The 17736-nt window shown below is 31.6% G+C and carries 17 protein-coding genes; 9 read left to right on the plus strand and 8 right to left on the minus strand.

Annotated elements, in window-relative coordinates; all coding sequences use genetic code 11:
* The first annotated feature begins 165 nt into the window (after nt 1–165).
* Together AX016_RS13095 and AX016_RS13100 are read left to right on the plus strand one after the other, a co-directional pair.
* Nucleotides 166–1197, plus strand: coding sequence for a sensor histidine kinase (locus AX016_RS13095; protein WP_100896033.1), 1032 nt, complete (start codon nt 166–168; stop codon nt 1195–1197).
* Nucleotides 1190–1867: a LytR/AlgR family response regulator transcription factor gene (locus AX016_RS13100; RefSeq protein ID WP_100896034.1), complete on the plus strand. Its 678-nt coding sequence runs from the start codon at nt 1190–1192 to the stop codon at nt 1865–1867. The genes AX016_RS13095 and AX016_RS13100 overlap by 8 nt, the downstream gene beginning before the upstream one ends.
* Nucleotides 1868–1932: 65 nt before the next feature.
* On the opposite strand, the gene AX016_RS13105 is transcribed toward AX016_RS13100, so the two are convergent.
* The 3 genes from AX016_RS13105 to AX016_RS13115 form a co-directional block, all read right to left on the minus strand.
* On the minus strand, nt 1933–4440 hold the full coding sequence (locus AX016_RS13105; protein ID WP_100896035.1) for an outer membrane beta-barrel protein: 2508 nt from the start codon (nt 4438–4440) through the stop codon (nt 1933–1935).
* A 79-nt stretch (nt 4441–4519) separates the two neighbouring features.
* A complete protein-coding gene (locus AX016_RS13110; RefSeq protein ID WP_100896036.1) occupies nt 4520–5335 on the minus strand; it encodes an AraC family transcriptional regulator in 816 nt (271 codons plus the stop codon).
* A gap of 211 nt (nt 5336–5546) precedes the next feature.
* Nucleotides 5547–7670, minus strand: a complete 2124-nt coding sequence (locus AX016_RS13115; RefSeq protein ID WP_100896037.1) for a M3 family metallopeptidase — start codon at nt 7668–7670, stop codon at nt 5547–5549.
* 150 nt (nt 7671–7820) lie between these two features.
* Here AX016_RS13115 and AX016_RS13120 point away from each other — a divergent pair, with 150 nt between their 5' ends.
* The 7 genes from AX016_RS13120 (at nt 7821) to AX016_RS13150 (ending at nt 13121) form a co-directional block, all read left to right on the plus strand.
* On the plus strand, nt 7821–8402 hold the full coding sequence (locus AX016_RS13120) for a pseudouridine synthase (RefSeq protein WP_100896038.1): 582 nt from the start codon (nt 7821–7823) through the stop codon (nt 8400–8402).
* Nucleotides 8403–8495: 93 nt separating this feature from the next.
* On the plus strand, nt 8496–8864 hold the full coding sequence (locus AX016_RS13125; protein WP_100896868.1) for a DoxX family protein: 369 nt from the start codon (nt 8496–8498) through the stop codon (nt 8862–8864).
* Entirely contained in the window at nt 8864–9445 is a 582-nt protein-coding gene (locus tag AX016_RS13130) for a TetR/AcrR family transcriptional regulator (protein WP_100896039.1), read from the plus strand. Before AX016_RS13125 ends, AX016_RS13130 begins: the two co-directional genes overlap by 1 nt.
* A gap of 26 nt (nt 9446–9471) precedes the next feature.
* Nucleotides 9472–10104 (plus strand): NAD(P)H-dependent oxidoreductase, encoded by a 633-nt coding sequence (locus tag AX016_RS13135; RefSeq protein ID WP_100896040.1) that lies wholly within the window; start codon nt 9472–9474, stop codon nt 10102–10104.
* A 10-nt stretch (nt 10105–10114) separates the two neighbouring features.
* A complete protein-coding gene (locus AX016_RS13140) occupies nt 10115–11113 on the plus strand; it encodes an NADP-dependent oxidoreductase (protein ID WP_100896041.1) in 999 nt (332 codons plus the stop codon).
* Between the two features lie 34 nt (nt 11114–11147).
* Complete coding sequence (locus AX016_RS13145) at nt 11148–12305, plus strand: iron-containing alcohol dehydrogenase (protein WP_100896042.1); 1158 nt, start codon at nt 11148–11150, stop codon at nt 12303–12305.
* A 9-nt stretch (nt 12306–12314) separates the two neighbouring features.
* Nucleotides 12315–13121 carry a type 1 glutamine amidotransferase domain-containing protein gene (locus AX016_RS13150; RefSeq protein WP_198519439.1) on the plus strand — a complete coding sequence of 269 codons (807 nt, stop codon included), beginning with the start codon at nt 12315–12317 and terminating at the stop codon, nt 13119–13121.
* 141 nt (nt 13122–13262) lie between these two features.
* Here AX016_RS13150 and AX016_RS13155 read toward each other — a convergent pair whose 3' ends face one another.
* The 5 genes from AX016_RS13155 to AX016_RS13175 form a co-directional block, all read right to left on the minus strand.
* Nucleotides 13263–13712: a KTSC domain-containing protein gene (locus AX016_RS13155; RefSeq protein ID WP_100896043.1), complete on the minus strand. Its 450-nt coding sequence runs from the start codon at nt 13710–13712 to the stop codon at nt 13263–13265.
* 77 nt (nt 13713–13789) lie between these two features.
* The gene (locus tag AX016_RS13160) at nt 13790–15049 is read right to left on the minus strand and encodes an NAD(P)/FAD-dependent oxidoreductase (protein WP_100896044.1); all 1260 of its coding nucleotides are present in this window, start codon (nt 15047–15049) and stop codon (nt 13790–13792) included.
* 142 nt (nt 15050–15191) lie between these two features.
* Nucleotides 15192–15383 (minus strand): cold-shock protein, encoded by a 192-nt coding sequence (locus tag AX016_RS13165; protein WP_013622397.1) that lies wholly within the window; start codon nt 15381–15383, stop codon nt 15192–15194.
* A 162-nt stretch (nt 15384–15545) separates the two neighbouring features.
* A complete protein-coding gene (locus tag AX016_RS13170; protein ID WP_100896045.1) occupies nt 15546–16052 on the minus strand; it encodes a peroxiredoxin-like family protein in 507 nt (168 codons plus the stop codon).
* A gap of 132 nt (nt 16053–16184) precedes the next feature.
* Nucleotides 16185–17735 (minus strand): SDR family oxidoreductase, encoded by a 1551-nt coding sequence (locus AX016_RS13175; protein ID WP_100896046.1) that lies wholly within the window; start codon nt 17733–17735, stop codon nt 16185–16187.
* Nucleotide 17736 lies beyond the last annotated feature (1 nt).

A 17736-nucleotide genomic window follows, 5' to 3' on the forward strand; every position in this document is an offset into this window, starting at 1 on the left:
TAGATGTCAAAGATGTATATTAGTTTACTACAGATGTTGTGTTTTAAGTAAAATTACTGCGGTTTTAAGTAGAAGCAGGTGCACATTCTGTGAAACCCTATTATGTGTAGATGAATGATGCTGTTTTTGACGTTGAATTGATTTTTTATTTTATTTATTTGCAATATGAATGCAACTATTAGATTTATTTTTCAGTCCATATTATGGCTACTACTTTGGTTTATTTTATGGTCACAACAAGGCTATGACACTATTTTTTTAGAAAGAAATAGTTTTTCTGCTATAGGTCAAATAATTCTAATAGCACTACTTATATACTATACTGCACCAAAATTTTTGTTTACTAAAAAGCACTTTAAATTTGTTTGTATTTCTATTATAGCGCTTACTATATTTATTATAATACCATCTACTTTACTACCACTAGACCAAGCGCAACATATCCCCAGAATGCCACAAATAAGGAATGTAAACAGACCATTACCTATGCCACCATCTAGGCATCTAACACAGGTATTATTACTTTTAATAGCATATATTTTAGCAACCGTAGTAGAATTTGTGGTTTATACTAAAAAGAAAGAAGAGGAAATAATTATTAGTAAAAATGAAAATTTAGAAACAGAATTAAAGCTGCTAAAATCACAGATAAATCCTCATTTTTTATTTAATGCATTAAATAATATTTACGCATTATCTGCTATTGATACTGCAAAAACCCAACAAAGTATAAGTTATTTATCTACAATGCTTAGGTATGTATTATATGAGTGCGAAAGACCTTTTGTTTTACTATCTAAAGAAGTAGAATATATAGAAAACTACATAAAGTTATTTACGCTAAAAAGCAGTAAAAAATATCCTATTACAATGACATTTAACACGCTAGACAATAACATACAAATAGCCCCTATGTTATTAATACCATTTGTAGAAAATGCAATAAAACATAGCAATATAGAGCAAAGAAAAGATACCTTTATAACTATAAATTTATCAGCAGATAAAGAAAACATAAACTTTAAAGTAGAAAATAGTATTGCAGATAAAGATATTTTAAAAGATGAAGTTGGTGGTATTGGCCTAGATAATGTTAAAAAACGATTAGAAATACTATATCCCAACAAACATACTTTGTCTATTTCTAAAACCAGTGGTATTTTTAAAGTTGAATTAAACCTACAAAAAAATGTATAAGTGTATTGTTATAGATGATGAGGAGCTAGCAAGAGCTTTGTTAATTAGTTATATTGATAAATTAGACTACCTGGAGCTTGTAGCTGATTTTGAAAATCCTGTTGAGGCTATAAGTACAATTAAGTCTGAAGCTATAGACCTACTCTTTTTAGATATACAAATGCCTAACTTAAAAGGAACAGATTTTGCCAAAATAATACCTTCATCAACCAAAATAATATTTACCACAGCTTACTCTGAGTATGCTTTACAAGGCTATGAACTTAATGCGTTAGACTACTTATTAAAACCTATAACTTTTGAGCGTTTTTTACAAGCCGTAAATAAATTAGAAACCAAAAATGCAATTGCTAAACCTGCAAACGATACCATAACTATTAAATCTGGTTACGACTTACACAAAATACAATTAAAAAATATTACGCATATAGAGAGTGATAGTGAGTACGTTAATTTTTATATGGTAGATGGCAAAAAAATAATGAGTCACCAAACATTAAAATCACTAGAAAAATCTTTAGACCCTAATTTATTTATGAGGGTACACAGGTCTTTTATTGTAAATAAAACCAAGGTTACAAGCTTAAAAGGCAGAGACTTATTGCTATCTACTTTAAACATACCTGTAAGTGATAGTTATTATGAAAAAGTGAAACAACAGTTATTTTAATTAAAAGCAAAAGCCTAGTTATACAAACATTAACTAGGCTTTAATTTACAAATTTAACAGTCTAATTAAAACTCTCTTTTTCCAAATTCACTATCAATAAATTTAGATTTATTTTTGTTTGCATTAAATGTATAAGACAGATTTAAAGAAACCATATCTACCTCATACTTATAATTTGTTGTTGTATAAAATTGGTCTGGTCTAGATGTAGTAATACGTTGCTCATTTGTATTTAAAAGTCCCATATCTATATTTTGCCATTGCAACGTTGCTGTTAATTTATTATCTAAAAACGATTTTCTAAAAGTCAAATTTGGCGAATAAAACCTGGAGTCCTCTCCCATTGCCGTGTTTCTGTCTGATAAATAATTAAACGAAAACTGTGCGCTAGCATTTTGCCAAAAATTATAAGTAGAGTTTAAGTTTATAGAGTAAATAGTTGCTTTACTATTTATACCGTATGTGCGTGCAATACCATCTCTGTGATTAAAGTTTAAAGCACCTTTAATATTATAACTATATACATTTGCACCTATAAAGTTAGACCAGTTTTTAATGGGTTTAATAGTTGCACCTACCTCTAAACCATAAGAATCACTTTTACCTACATTAGAAAAAACACGATTAATAATGGTATCTATAACAGCACCATTTTCTTGATAAGCAAGCACATTAACACGGTTAATTACATTTTCTACGTGCCTGTAATATGCAGTAGCAAAAAAGGAATTTCCACCTTTTAATTTTTGTGTTATACCTACTTCTACTAAATCAATAAACTCTGGTTCTAGTTTATTATCACCCTGCTCAAATACTTCAGAGTGCTCACGCTCTGCAAAACTATTCATTTTTAAAGTAGTTGTACGCTCTACTCTTTTACTGTAAGCTGTTTTTAGTTTTGTTTTATCACTTAACTTATATTGTAATGATGCAGACGGAAAAAGCTTTACAAAATCATAGGTATAAGTATCAGGAGATGTTTCACTCTTTAAAGATTCTGTATATTCCCTATCCATAGACTCCAACCGCACACCAGCAGCATAATTCCACTTGTTTTTTGCTCCTGTAAGCTGTGTGTATCCAGAGTGTATGGTTCTATCTAAAGACACATCACTAGAAAACTCTGGCACTAAAATACCATCTCTTTGATAAACAAATTCTCCTGTATGATCTAAATTACGAAACTGATAACCAAGCTCTAAAGTACCAAAAGAAAAAGGTTTAAACTTATAATCTAAATTTACACGTGTACCATACAACGGGTTATCATTTGTATTGTATTCTTGCTGATAAATAATAGTATTATCAGGATTTCCTAAATTATCGTTTACTGTTGGTCCGCCTAAAAATGTATATTCATATAAAAATGATGCAAATAAATTAGAGTCATCATCAAACTTATGCTCATAATCAAAACTACCCAAAGCAAAATCTCCTTTTCTAATTCTTAAGTTGTGATTGTAATATGTAAATGTATATAACCTATTATCACTATTTGATGGTGACACTGCATGATTGTCATAATAAACAATATCTGCTAGCCTATCTTTTGTATGTTTTCCTGCAAAAAAACCAACAGAATAACTATCTCTCTTATTAGGAGTATAATCTACATTAAACCTACCATTATAACTAATTTCGTCAAAACTACGTTCACCATCAGAAGGTAAAAAAGTAGTTTTATTTTCGGCTTGGTTTACAATAAACATATCTCCTTCTCTTCTACCTGTTTTATCATTACGTTGGTAACTAGCCCCTAAAGAAAAGTTCCATTTATCCGTACGTTTATTTAGCGTTGCATCTATACCGTAACGCTGTGCAGCTTCTTTTGTATCATACTCTTCTATAGACGGAAAACCGCCACGTACATTTACCTGTGCGTACGTACCGTTTGTAGCTCCTTTTTTAGTTATAATATTTAAAATTCCGCCTTTGCCCTCAGGGTCATACTTTGCAGATGGCGCTGTAATTAGTTCTACAGACTCTAAAGCATTAGCTGGTAATTGTGCTAAAATTGCACTAGCATCTCCTTGCGTTGGTTTACCGTTGACTAATACAGAGAAACCTTGGCTACCTCTAACACTTATTTCTCCCTGACCATCTACAGTAACAGATGGTAAATTTTTAACTACATCTACAGCAGAACCTCCTTCACTACTTTGATATTTTTTAGTATCAAAAACCTGACGATCTATTTTATGCACAACAGCAACCCGTTCTGCTTGTACAACTACTTCATTTAACTGGTTCCCTAAGGATAGTTGTATGGTTCCTAAATCTATACTAGCACCTTTTTTAGATACAATAACGTCTACTCTTTTTGTAGTATAACCTAAAAAAGAAGCTTCTAAAAAGTAGATTCCTGCTTTTACATTAGGTATCACAAAGGAGCCATTTAATTCTGTAATAACACCAGTAACTAAACTAGAGTCTTTCTTTTTATAAAGTGCAGCTGTAGCATATTCTAAAGCTAAGCCATTGCCAACGTCTGTAATTTTACCTGTAATTTGTGCTGCTGCATTCTGTCCTAAAAAGCATAAGACAAAAAGAGATAATAGTATTTTAAGTTTCATATTTGTAGTAAATTTTAGTTGCTAATTTACTTGCATTAACAACGTAAGAATGGTGTATATAACTAAATAATGGTCTAATTTATAAGCTAAAAGATTTTTTGTACTGTAAAGGTGTTTGCAATACATATCGTTTAAAATATTTTGTAAAGTGCGATGTATCTTTAAACTCTAAATCATATGCAATTTCACTAACAGATTTGTTGGTATATAATAGCTGCCTTTTTACTTCTTTTATAATATGTTCTGCTATAACATCTGATGCTGTTTTACCAAAAACCTTATTACATAATGTATTTAAGTTTTGAGAAGTTACCCCCAATTTATCTGCATAAAAAGTCACGTTATTTTTAAGATTTAATGATAATAGTTCTAAAAAATTAGAAGTAACATTTGTAGTACCCAAAGTAGATTCTTCATTTAAAAAGCTAGCCAACTTAGCTAGAATTGACTTTAAACCAACCTCAATAACCTCCTGATTAACATATTCTTGTTTAATTTCTAAACTCATAGCTTTAAACAAGTATTCTAAAGAACTATTAACTTCTTTAATTCTAACCTTAGAACTATTTTTTAATTTGTGTAGTTGGGTATTTATAAATTTATCTAAGGTCTTGTCTAAAAAGCTTTCTTTAATAATTATGACATAACCTTTTGGTTCTGTATCTATTCCCCAATTGTGAACCTGGTTCTTTTTTACTAAAAAAAATACAGGAGGTTTAATCTCATAACTTTTAAAATCTATGTGATGATAGCCAGATCCTTTGGTAAAGTAAACAATCTCTAAATACTTGTTGTGCTTGTGTGGTTTTGTATAACGTTTACGTGTATCAAATGGTTCTATTTTTATATCTAAACTAGAAGAAATTTTATTATATGTTTTAATAGAACTTTGCAAGTTAATTTAAATTTGGTTTTAGTAAATGTAAAAAATATAAGAGGTAATTGATAAAAGGAGTATCTATAAAATTTGTTAAAACCACGAAAAGGATTTCGCTAAATACTAACTTTATAATGTTTATACAACACTTAAAATAAAGCTAAAATTTAGCGTGCTAAAAACAAAAAGGAGCCATATAGGCTCCTTTTTAAAATTTATATAATCGCGTTTATTTTAATCCACGTGCTTTTAGCATTGGTTCAATTTTTGGGTCACTACCTCTCCAATTTTTATACATAGCTTCTAAATCTACTGTATTTCCTCTAGAGAGTACCATATCTCTAAAACGTTGCCCATTGTCGCGAGTTAAACCTCCATTATTTTCAAACCAATTATATGCATCATGGTGTAACATTTCTGTCCATAAATAAGAGTAGTATCCAGCAGCATAACCACTACCAAAAATATGTGCAAAATAAGTAGACCTGTAACGTGGTGGCACAGCACTAACAACATCTAACTTAGTTTTATGCAATGCATCTTTTTCAAAAGCATTGGCACTACTTACATTAGCATCTGAAGCAATTGTATGCCATTGCATATCTAAATTAGAAGCAGCTAAGTTTTCTGTTAAACTATATCCCTGATTAAATGTACCTGCTTTTTTAATTTTATCTATTAAAGCTTGTGGTATCTGCTCTCCTGTTTTATAATGTAACGCATAATTTTTTAATATTTCTGGATACAAGGCCCAATTTTCATTAAACTGAGAAGGAAACTCTACAAAGTCTCTTGCAACAGCAGTACCAGATAAAGAAGGATATTCTTGATTTGCAAAAAAGCCGTGTAATGCGTGTCCAAATTCATGAAACATTGTACTAACGTCATCATAAGTAATTAAAGCAGCATCACCTTCTGCAGGTTTAGGGTAATTACACACATTATAAATTACAGGCTTTTTGTTGTATAAGTGAGACTGAGTTACAAAATTACTCATCCAAGCACCACCCCTTTTACTTGGTCTAGCAAAATAATCTGCATAAAATAGACCTAATTTATCTCCGTTTTCTTCAAACAACTCATACACCATAACATCTTTATGGTAGGTAGGAATGTCTTTTCGTTCTTTAAAAGTAATACCATATAACTTTTCTGCAGCATAAAAAACGCCTTTTTCTAAAACAGTTTTTATTTCAAAATATGGTTTAATAGCGTTTTCATCTAAGTCATATTTTTCTTTTTTAACCATTTCTGCATAGCGGTTCCAATCCCAAGCGGCTAAAGTAAAATCTTCTCCATTTTTGGTAATCATTTTTTGTATTTCTTCTGCTTCATTTTTTGCTTTAGCAGTAGCAGCTGGTATTAAACCATTAAACATATTAAATACATTCTCAGGTTTTTCTGCCATAGTACCTTGTAAACTCCATTCTGCATAATTAGTAAAACCTAATAACGCTCCTTTTTTAGCTCTTAAATTTGCAATTTGCAGAATTATATCTTTAGTATCATTTTTAGTACCGTCTGCTCTGTTAAAAGCTGCTTTAAATATTTTTTCTCTGGTAGCTCTGTTTTCTAAGCTTTGTAATAATGGTTGCTGCGTTGTGTTAAGCAATGGAATTTTCCAACCTTCACCATCTTTATTTTCTAATGATTTTAATTGAGCCTCTGTTAAGCCAGCTAAATCTTCCTTTTTTGTAAAAACTATAGCTCCGTTATTATTGGCAGACAACAAAGTTTTATTAAAACTATTAATAAGCGTTGCCAGCTTTGTGTTGTATTTTTTTAACGTTTCTTTATCTTCAGAACTTAGGTTTGCTCCTGCTTTTTCAAAAGCTTCAAAGTAAGTTTCTAATAACTTATAAGACTCTGGATCTAAAACTAAACTATCTCTTTTTACATACAACTCTTTTACGCGCTCAAACAAATTTTCGTTTAAGTAAATACCATCTTGTAGTTCAGAGAATTTAGGTGCCATTTCTTCTTGTACAGCCTGTAATTCATCATTGGTATGTGCACCTGTTAATCCAGAAAAAATGTTTTGTACGTTTTGCAATTGCGTACCACTTTTTTCTAATTCTAGTATTGTATTATCAAAAGTAGCTGGTTCTGTATTATTTGCAATTTTAGCTACAGCTTTATTCTGTGCAGCAATACCTTGTTGCAAAGCAGGTTTAAAATGTTCATTTTTAATTAATGTAAAGTCAGGCGCACCGTAAGGTAGCTTACTTTCTACTAGCAAAGGGTTGTCTTTTGTACTCATAGCATCTGGTGTAGTTGTTTCTACTTTATTTTTACCGTCTTTACAAGAGGCAAACAAAATAGTAACAAGGGCTACTGTGTATATATTTTTCATTAATAATAGTTTTTTTAAATTGGATATAAAGATACTTTTGTTACTAAGGTAACACTCTTAAAATTGTCTTAATATTTGTGGTATATAAGGCCCGCTATGAAGTCTAACTCTCTTTTATTCTTATTATTTTTGCACACAAATTAATTTTTTATGTCTAACAGTCATCATATTCACTACAAAATGTATAAACCTTATGGTGTACTTAGTCAGTTGGCTAGTAATGACAATAATCAAATTAAAAAAAAGTTTTTATCTGAACTTTATAATTTTCCAAAGGGAATAATGCCAGTTGGTCGGTTAGATGAAAAGTCTGAAGGTTTACTCCTTTTAACTACAAACGGTAAGTTAAGTGATGACATAAATAGATCTGGAATAGAAAAAGAATACTACGCACAATTAGATGGTTTAATTACTGATGAAGCTATAGCTAAACTTGAAAAAGGGGTAGAAATTGGTTTAAAAGGAACTACTTATATAACAAAAACTTGCATTGCTAAACGTATTGAAGAACCTACAAATTTACCAACACCAAATGCTAAAATAAGACTAGGCAGACACAGACCAAGTAGCTGGGTTAGTATTTGTATCACCGAAGGTAAGTTTAGACAAATAAGAAAAATGACTGCAGCTGTAGGCTTCCCTACTCTACGTTTGGTGCGTGTACGCATAGACAACATAATGCTAGATAACCTTACCACAGGAGAAGTAATTCCTATATTATTAGAGTACTAGAATTTAACGTTTTTGTTAATTTGATATTAAATATCGTTAAAAAAAAGAATGAACATTCATTTTTATATATCTTTGTACTCTCAAAACAAAAACATGAAATTAATTTGGAACATTTTAAAAGTACTTCTTGCTGTATTTATAATATATGCAGGACTACAACATTTTGTAAAGCCAGATTTTTATAACCCTTTTGTACCAGATGTATTGGTATTTAAAACCTTTATAATCTATGCTTCAGGAATTTTAGAAGTTGGTTTAGGTGTACTACTACTTGTTCCAAAATTTGCTAAAAAAGCAGCTTTTTTAATATTTATATTAATGTTAGTTTTTTTACCAATACATGTTTGGGATGTATTTTCTAGCACACCAGCAATTGGTAGTCACCAAGCAGCATTAATAAGGTTACCAATACAATTAGTATTAATTGCATTGTCTTACAAATTATATAAAATTAACGCATAATGGCAAAATTACAGAAAAGCATAGATAAGCGTAACGCCCTTGTTAAAGCAACTATAGAGTTGGTAAACAACAATGGTTTCCACGCTACACCTATGTCTAAAATTGCTAAAATGGCAAATGTTTCACCTGCTACAATCTATTTATATTTTGAAAATAAGCAAGACTTAGTAAACAAGACTTATATAGAAGTTAAAGAAAAGTTTACAGCCTATGCCTTTGCTACCTATAAAAAAGAAATGTCTGTAGAAGAAAGTTTTAAATTGATATGGAACAGAATTGCAGATTTTAAATTTAATAATACTGAAGAAGCTATGTTTTTAGCTCAGTGTGACAATACACCAATGGTAGACGAACCAAGCCGTGAGGAAGGAATTAAACATTTTCAGACATTATTAGATATATGGGAACGTGGAAGAAAAGAGGGTATACTTAAACAATCATCTGATTATTTAATGTATGCATATACAATTATTCCTCTATCGTTTTTAATTATATCACAAAAAAGAGGCGCAATTAAATTAACCGAAGAACATATACAAGAAGCATATTTATCTGCTTGGAATAGTATAAAAGCAATATAAAACACAAATTAACATACATATACAATATGGAATTATTAGATAAATTAAATTGGAGATACGCTGCCAAAGCAATGAATGGAGAAATAGTTGCAGAGGATAAAATAGAACGTATTTTAGAAGCTGCACGTTTAGCACCAACATCTAGCGGTTTACAGCCTTTTGAAATTTTTGTAGTAAAAAATCAAGATATAAAAGAACAAATTAGACCAATAGCTTGGAACCAATCTGTAATTACAGACTGCTCTCACCTATTAGTTTTTGCTGCTTGGGACACATATACACCGGAGCGTATAAATTATATGTTCGACTTAACAAACGAAATTAGAGGTTTTGAAAATGAAGGTTGGGAAAACTACCGTCAAATGTTGTTAGGTATGTACCCGCAAAAAGACCCTGAAGAAAATTTTACACACGCTGCTAAACAAGCATATATTGCCTTTTCTCATGCAATTATGGCTGCTGCTTATGAAAAAGTAGATGCCACACCATTAGAAGGTTTTGAGCCAGATGCTGTAGATAAAATTTTAGGACTAAGAGAAAAAGGCTTGCGTAGCGCAGTTTTATTACCATTAGGATATAGAAAAACAGAAGAAGATTGGTTAGTAAATTTAGTTAAGGTAAGAAAACCTATGACCGATTTAGTAACTGTAATAGAATAAAAACAGTATTATGATTCAAACAATTTTATTAAAAAACAGACCTGCAGGGAAGCCTTCAGTATCAGATTTTGAATATGTAACAAGTGAATCTGATTTAAAAATTAAAGATGGTGAGTTGCTTTTAGAAACAGCTTACGTATCTGTAGATCCTTATTTAAGAGGTAGAATGAGCGATGCCAAATCTTACGTTCCTCCTTTTGAATTAAACAAACCAGTGCATTCTGGTGTTATAGCAAAAGTAATTGCTTCTAAAAATGAAAATTTTGCAGAGGGCGATTTTGTTTCTGGTATGTTAGACTGGAAAACACAGCAAGTATCTACAGGAGAAGGCCTACTAAAAGTAGACAAATCTAAAGCTCCATTAAGTGCTTATTTAGGTATTTTAGGTATGACAGGTTTAACTGCTTACTTAGGATTAACAGAAATAGGAAAACCTAAAGCAGGTGAAACACTTGTTGTTTCTGGTGCTGCCGGAGCAGTTGGTAGTGTAGTTGGCCAAATTGGTAAACTTTTAGGACTACGTGTAATTGGTATTGCCGGTACAGATGAAAAGGTTGAGATGCTAAAATCTAAATTTGGTTTTGACGCTGGCATTAACTACAACACTACAGAAAATATGACTGCAGCAATTGCAGAAGCTGCACCAAATGGTGTAGATGTTTATTTTGATAACGTAGGCGGACCAATATCTGACGCTGTCTTATACAATATCAACAAATTTGCTAGAATGATAATTTGTGGAGCAATATCCGTATACAACAATACAGAGTTGCCGCAAAGTGTAAGTGTACAGCCATTTTTAGTAAAAAATAGTGCTTTAATGCAAGGCTTTATTGTTTCTAACTACGCAGATAAATTTCCAGAGGCAATGAAAGAATTATCAACTTGGTTAGCACAAGATAAGCTAACTTATACAGAGACTATTGTAGAAGGTTTTGAAAATATTCCTGCTGCTTTTATAGACCTGTTTGATGGTAAAAACAAAGGTAAAATGATTGTAAAAATCTAAAAGATAGATTTTATCAACTTAAAAACTAAAGAAAATGAACAATTTTGAATACAAAAACCCAACTAAAATAATTTTTGGGAAAGATACAATTGAAAAATTAACTTCAGAAATACCAGCAGATGCTAAAGTTTTAATGCTTTACGGTGGTGGTAGTATAAAGAAAAACGGAATATACGACCAAGTAAAAACTGCTTTGGCAAAAGTAGATATGGTAGAGTTTGGTGGTATCCCAGCAAATCCTGAGTATGATACTTTAATGGAGGCTTTAAAAGTTATTAAAGACGAAAAAGTAACGTATTTATTAGCTGTTGGTGGTGGTTCTGTAATAGATGGTACCAAATTTTTATCTGCTGCTGCATTGTATGATGGTGATGAGCCTTGGCAAATGCTTAAAAATAAAGAGCGTCCTAGTAAAGGACTACCTTTTGGAACAGTATTAACATTACCAGCTACAGGTTCTGAAATGAATTCTGGTTTAGTTGTCTCTAGAAAAGAAACTAAAGAAAAACTTTCTATGGGCGGACCAGCATTGTTTCCAACCTTTTCTATACTAGATCCTCAAGTTATTACATCTATTCCAAAACGTCAATTAGCTAATGGTATTACAGATGCTTTTACACATGTTTTAGAGCAGTATATGACCTACCCAGTAGGCGGACTTTTACAAGATCGTTTTGCTGAAAGTATTTTACAAACACTGGTAGAGGTTGCTCCTACTGTTGTAAAAGATCCAACAAATTACGAAGCTGCATCTAACTTTATGTGGAGTTGTACAATGGCTTTAAATGGCTTAATACAACAAGGAGTTCCTGGAGATTGGGCTATACATATGATGGGACACGAGTTAACAGCCTTGTTTGGTATAGACCACGCACGTACGTTAGCTGTAGTTACTCCTAGTCACTACAAATACAATTTTGAAGCTAAAAAAGAAAAATTGGCACAATATGCAGAACGTGTTTGGAATGTAACAGAAGGTAGTATAGACGATAAAGCTTATGCGGCTATAGAAAAAACTGAAGCTTTCTTTCACCAATTAGGTATAGATACTAAATTATCTGACTATACTAAAGATTACGAAGGTACAGCAGAAGAAATAGCAAAGCGTTTTACAGAGCGTGGATGGAAATTAGGCGAACACCAAGCCCTATTACCAGAAGATGCTGAGAAAATTGTAAAAATGGCATACTAAGTAATAAATATGAATTTAATTAAATCTGCAATTGTAGCATTGACTATAGTTATGGCTACAGCTTGCAACACTAAAAAAAACAATCAAGTTTCTGAAAAAGCTTTAGAGACAGTAAAAACTAAAAAAGAAAATAAAATGAAAGTATTATTTGTATTAACATCACACGATAAATTAGGTGAAACTGGTAAAAAAACTGGTTTCTGGGTAGAAGAATTTGCAAACCCATACTACACATTATTAGACAAAGGTGCAGAAATTACAATTGCAACACCAAAAGGTGGAGCTGCACCAATAGATCCTAGTAGTGATTCTCCAGACGCTGCTACAGAAGACACAGAGCGTTTTAACAAGGATGCAGAAGCAAAAGATAAAATTGCTAACACTAAAGTTTTGGCAGATATGAATGCTGATGATTTTGATGCTGTATTTTACCCAGGTGGTCACGGTCCTTTATGGGATTTAGCAAACGATGAAAAATCTATTGCTTTAATTGAAAAATTTAATGAGCAGAAAAAACCTGTAGCATTTGTATGTCACGCTCCTGCTGCCTTAAAAGGTGTCAAAGGAACAGATGGTACCCCATTAGTTAATGGTAAAAAAGTAACAGGATTTACAAATTCTGAAGAAGAAGCTGTGCAACTTACAAATGTAGTGCCATTTTTAGTTGAAGATATGCTAAAAGAAAATGGAGGTATCTATTCTAAAAAAGAAGATTGGGCTGCATACGCAATACAAGACGGTAACTTAATTACAGGTCAAAACCCAGCTTCGTCTGAGTTAGTTGCTGATAAATTAGTTGCTGAATTAAATAAATAATTGTAGTTGTTTGTTTATAATAAAACGCCTGTAAAGTAGATCTTTACAGGCGTTTTTATTTAATTTAAAAAAATTTGTATTACAAAATATAATTATCTGTAAAACAAGTTTTTAACACCAACAACTTAAATAAATAAGTTACTATGCTTCTTGCGTGTTTTTCTTAGACTTACGGTACATATAAGACTCAAAAATATTACGTTTTGCAAAACGATAAATCTTATCAGAATTAATCATTTTTGCATATATTTTTTTAGGAACTCCAAAATACTCATAAGTAGTACCATCTAAAAATGTTACTTCTAAAAGCTGACCATTATGCTGAAAATCTAAAATACCAGAAGTAGTTGTTAATGCCTTATATTCTTCTGCATTAGCCACTTTAGTTTCTGGAGCTATACTTACAAGAAAATGGTAACCATCTATAATTTCTCTACTTTTAATTTCTGCTTCTTCACGCTTAGCGTCACCTTCTTGAAACTTATCTGGATGCCACTCTTTAACTAATTTTCTATAACTAGTTTTTAATGACTTAAGTTCTATGTTATTCTCAACAGAGAACATTTTCTTATATTGATTTATTCGTTTCATTCAGGTACTTTTTTAAAACCAGCCGCGAAATTACGTCTTTTAAATTGATTATCAACCTATATAACAATAATAGCGTATTATTTTCTTTTGCTAAACGGTCTAATAATTAACCCCAAGGGTCTATCATAGGTAAAATAGTTCGTCATCCATCCTATAAAAGCAGATAATTTATTTTTAAACCCTACTAAAGACATAATATGTATAAACATCCAAACCAACCAAGCAAAGGTTCCCTGGAATTTAAATTTAGGTAAATCTACAACTGCTTTTTTACGACCTATAGTTGCCATTACCCCTTTGTTCTTGTACACAAAAGGTTCTAACTCTTTATTATTAGCTAATCTAATTATATTTTTTGCCAAGTGAGTACCTTGCTGTTGTGCCACTGGTGCTAACATTGGTAAACCTTTGGGATCTTCTTCAGAAATATGCGCAGCCACATCACCAATAGCAAAAATATCTTTAGTCTGCACTACTTGGTTGTATGCATCAATTGCAATACGGTTACCTCCTATTATAGCTTGTTTTGGCAAACCTTCTATTGGAGCTGCTTTTACACCTGCTGTCCAAATTACGGTATCAGTATAAAAACTATTATCACCTATCTGCAGCTTATTATTCTCATAAGAGCTTACTCTAGAGTTTAAGTGCACATTAACACCTAATTTGGTTAAATACAATAAACTCTTTGCAGAGGCCTGTTTAGACATAGCATTCAATAGATTAGGAGAAGCCTCATAAAGATTTATACTCATTTTAGAAATATCTAAATCTGGAAAATCTTTAGGTAACACGTGTTTTTTCATTTCTGCTAAAGCTCCTGCTAATTCTAAACCTGCAGGTCCTCCACCAACAATAGCAATATTTAAAATCTCGTCTAATGGCTCTTTATCTTTTTTTGCTAAAGCTTTTTCTAAATTCTGAAAAATGTAGCTTCTTAAATTTAAAGCATCAGGAATAGATTTTAAAGTTAGCAGTTCATCTTTTATTGGTTCAAAATTGAAGAAATTATTTTGACTCCCAGTTGCTATTACTAAATAGTCATAACTAATAGCACCAATAGTTGTGTTTAGCTCTTTGGTTTTAGGGTTAACAGCAATAACATTTGCCATTCTAAAAGTAACATTGTCATATCCTCTAAAAATACGCCTTACAGGGTATGCAATACTATCTGGCTCTAAACCTCCAGTGGCAATTTGGTACATTAAAGGCTGAAAATTATGGTAATTATTTTGATCTATTAGACGTACATCTACATTTTTGTTTTTAAAAGCTTTTGCTATAGTTATACCGCCAAAACCAGCACCTATAACTACTACTTTTTTTCTGTCTCCCATAAGTTTAAATTGTACTATAAAGATACAAAATAAGGATGTTTTTATAGGTTGATTTAGACCATGTTTTACGTTAATAATAAGACAAAAAAAAGAGTCTATTCTTGCGAATAGACTCTTAGCTTAAAGCTTTTACTAGTATATGTTATAAAACTCTTACGTTTGCTGCGTTTAAACCTTTTTTACCTTCTGTAACCTCGTATTCAACTTCATCGCCTTCACGAATTTCGTCTACTAAACCAGAGATGTGTACAAAGATATCTTTACCTGAACCTTCTTCAGTGATAAAACCAAAACCTTTTTCATCGTTGAAGAATTTTACTGTTCCTTTACTCATTGTATTGTATTTATAATAAATTAATTTAAAACAAAAATACTACTAATAATCATATCTCCAAAATTTATTTAAAGACTTTATAATCAGTTAACTTAAACTTAATATTACAAATTATTTTTTTAATCAACTGTCAACTACTATTTTAGATAAACAAATACAAAATTATGCTTCTCCTCTAGCAGGGTAGTCAGCTTTTAAAATATAATCTATTCCACCTAAAACATCTCTAAATTCTGGACGTCCAAAAGGCATAGATTGTATAGACTCCCAGTAAATTGTTTGGTCTGGTGTAATTAAAAACAGCCCTGGTTCTGCAAAAAACTCAGGCTCTTGCTTTATTCCACTAGAAATAAATAATCCCCATTTTCTTGCTTCATCAATAGAAAAACTGTGTCCAAGCGGAATATCATTAATATCCCATTCTTTGTGTGTTGCTTTTACTACCTCTTCTGTATCTGTGCTAATGGCAATAACATTAACGCCACGCTCTGTAAATTTAGGAAGCGATTTTTGTAATTGCTCTAATTGTTTTTGACAAACAGGACAATGTTTACCTCTATAAAAAAGAATTAAAGTAAAGTTTTCTGGTGATTGTTCACTCAACTTCCAAGTGGTATCATTTACTAACTCTATACTTAATTCTGGGGCTTTTTCTCTAGGTTTTATCATTCTATATTATTTTTTATTAAACTTAATTTATTGATGTTACCATCAACTAATGTTAAGTTACAAAAAATGAAAATCAATATAGAGCGTTTAACAAAGCCTAACACAAGTTTAACGTCTCCTTAAATTTAAGTACTACCAATCTATAGGTCTGTAATCTTTTAAGAATTTACCACTCCAATGTTTTCCTGTATTAATACCATCAATTAACGGATCCATAACACGTGCAGCACCATCTACAATGTCTAATGGAGGCTGAAAATCGTGTAATTCTGCTTTTCTTTTAGATAATTCTGCCGGATCTTCATCTGTAACCCAACCAGTATCTACAGCATTAATATAAATACCATCTTTTGCTAAACTACCAGCGGCAGTGTGTGTAAGCATATTTAAGGCTGCTTTAGCCATATTGGTATGCGGGTGCCTATCTTCTTTAAAGAATCTATGAAATTTACCTTCCATGGCAGAAACATTTATAATATGCTTTTTACCTGTGTTTTCTTTCTTCATAACTTCAGAAAGTCGGTTGCATAATACAAACGGAGCAACAGAGTTTACCAATTGCACCTCTATCATTTCTGTTGTTTCAATTTCTCCAAGCTTTAAACGCCAGCTGTTTGTTTTACGTAAATCTACCTGTTGCAAATCTGCATCTAACTCTCCTTCTGGAAAAACTTCTGAAGTTTGTAATGAATTATCAAAACTATATGGTATTTGAGACAACTTTGCAGAAGCTCTAATTCCTATACCTGGTTCTGGTCCATGCCAAGTAACTGGCATATTTTTATTAGGAGATGCTCCAGAGGTTAACTCCTTTAACTCTTGCATACAACCCACATGATCTTGCAGTAAATCTGCAGCATACTTTGGTAAATCTGAAATTGGTTTTTCTTCATTAGCCATTAAGTGCGTGTAAAAACCTGCTGGTCTACGTACTGTTTGCGCTGCATTATTAATAAGAATATCTAAATTCTCGTACTTTTGTTCTATAAAATTACAGAAGATTTCTACACTAGGTATATGTCTTAAATCTAAACCGTGAATTTTTAAACGATGTCCCCATTGCGTAAAATCTTCTTCTTTAGAAAAACGCAAAGCAGAATCTACCGGAAACCTTGTTGTTGCAACTACAGTAGCACCTGCACGCAATAACATTAATGTAATATGATAACCAATTTTTAATCTAGAACCCGTTATTACTGCAACCTGCCCTTTTAATTCTGTTGTTTGAAAACGCTTGGCATAGTTAAAATCTCCACAACTAGTACACATTTGGTCATAAAAATGATGCAGCTTAGTAAACAAATCTTTACAAACGTAACAGTTTCTTGGCGACTCTAACTCCAACTCTTTTTGGTTAGATAAATCTGCCTCTGGCAACAATTTAGGAGCAACAAAAACTACAGCTTCACGGGCACTACGTATACCAGTTTCTTTACGAGCATTACGGTCCCTAGCATCTTGTTTACGTTTTTGTGCTTTTTTAGCATCTTTTTTTCTACGAGAAAACTCTTCTCTACTTGGTCTAGAAAGTTGACCAGCAGCTTTAATTAAAGTTGTTCTTTTTTCTTTAGAAATTTCAAAAATTTCATCGGTATTAGAAATTAAGTGTTCTAAAACAGAAATACACTTATCTATTTCTTCTTGTGATAATGCATTGTCTGCATTAGTATTCTCTTCTTTCATA

The sequence above is a fragment of the Cellulophaga sp. RHA19 genome, from assembly GCF_002813425.1.
Lineage (GTDB): Bacteria > Bacteroidota > Bacteroidia > Flavobacteriales > Flavobacteriaceae > Cellulophaga.

Excerpts from the sequence above, each read along its gene's own strand:
- AX016_RS13175 (WP_100896046.1), bottom strand. The coding sequence starts at position 17,735 with ATGAAAGAAGAGAATACTAATGCAGACAATGCATTATCACAAGAAGAA.
- AX016_RS13115 (WP_100896037.1), bottom strand. The coding sequence starts at position 7,670 with ATGAAAAATATATACACAGTAGCCCTTGTTACTATTTTGTTTGCCTCT.
- AX016_RS13155 (WP_100896043.1), bottom strand. The coding sequence starts at position 13,712 with ATGAAACGAATAAATCAATATAAGAAAATGTTCTCTGTTGAGAATAAC.
- AX016_RS13125 (WP_100896868.1), top strand. The coding sequence starts at position 8,496 with ATGAAATTAATTTGGAACATTTTAAAAGTACTTCTTGCTGTATTTATA.
- AX016_RS13170 (WP_100896045.1), bottom strand. The coding sequence starts at position 16,052 with ATGATAAAACCTAGAGAAAAAGCCCCAGAATTAAGTATAGAGTTAGTA.
- AX016_RS13165 (WP_013622397.1), bottom strand. The coding sequence starts at position 15,383 with ATGAGTAAAGGAACAGTAAAATTCTTCAACGATGAAAAAGGTTTTGGT.
- AX016_RS13135 (WP_100896040.1), top strand. The coding sequence starts at position 9,472 with ATGGAATTATTAGATAAATTAAATTGGAGATACGCTGCCAAAGCAATG.
- AX016_RS13150 (WP_198519439.1), top strand. The coding sequence starts at position 12,315 with ATGAATTTAATTAAATCTGCAATTGTAGCATTGACTATAGTTATGGCT.
- AX016_RS13095 (WP_100896033.1), top strand. The coding sequence starts at position 166 with ATGAATGCAACTATTAGATTTATTTTTCAGTCCATATTATGGCTACTA.
- AX016_RS13140 (WP_100896041.1), top strand. The coding sequence starts at position 10,115 with ATGATTCAAACAATTTTATTAAAAAACAGACCTGCAGGGAAGCCTTCA.
- AX016_RS13160 (WP_100896044.1), bottom strand. The coding sequence starts at position 15,049 with ATGGGAGACAGAAAAAAAGTAGTAGTTATAGGTGCTGGTTTTGGCGGT.
- AX016_RS13130 (WP_100896039.1), top strand. The coding sequence starts at position 8,864 with ATGGCAAAATTACAGAAAAGCATAGATAAGCGTAACGCCCTTGTTAAA.
- AX016_RS13105 (WP_100896035.1), bottom strand. The coding sequence starts at position 4,440 with ATGAAACTTAAAATACTATTATCTCTTTTTGTCTTATGCTTTTTAGGA.
- AX016_RS13145 (WP_100896042.1), top strand. The coding sequence starts at position 11,148 with ATGAACAATTTTGAATACAAAAACCCAACTAAAATAATTTTTGGGAAA.
- AX016_RS13120 (WP_100896038.1), top strand. The coding sequence starts at position 7,821 with ATGTCTAACAGTCATCATATTCACTACAAAATGTATAAACCTTATGGT.
- AX016_RS13100 (WP_100896034.1), top strand. The coding sequence starts at position 1,190 with ATGTATAAGTGTATTGTTATAGATGATGAGGAGCTAGCAAGAGCTTTG.